A 320-nucleotide genomic window follows, 5' to 3' on the forward strand; every position below is an offset into this window, starting at 1 on the left:
ATTCGGAAATGGCGTATGTGTCGCGGCAACCCGGCCCATGGAAGAGGGGCGTATCGCGATCGTCACGACGCGGGCCGGATTGCGGTGGGCGCAGGTCACATCGGCGCGATCAGGCTTTGCAGGGCGGGCAACCGTGAGCGAGGCCATCGCGCAAACGACCGGTGTGATTGCCGCGCACGGCAAAATCGTGTGGTCCTGGCGCCCGGAGCCTGTGCGCCAAGGCTCGTGGTGAGGTGCGATGTCCAACCGGGCGTGCACATCAGTCATCTGCGAGACGACGGGGGCAATAGTGCATCGCTCCCCGGGGAGATCACGACATA

Annotated in this window: 1 pseudogene; it reads left to right on the plus strand. The window is 65.0% G+C overall.

From position 1 onward, the window contains the following. Positions 1-232, plus strand: a pseudogene (locus AOQ71_RS48345) (hypothetical protein); the annotation flags it as partial. Positions 233-320 lie beyond the last annotated feature (88 nt).

The sequence above is a fragment of the Bradyrhizobium manausense genome (genome assembly GCF_001440035.1).
GTDB classification, from domain to species: Bacteria; Pseudomonadota; Alphaproteobacteria; order Rhizobiales; family Xanthobacteraceae; genus Bradyrhizobium; species Bradyrhizobium manausense.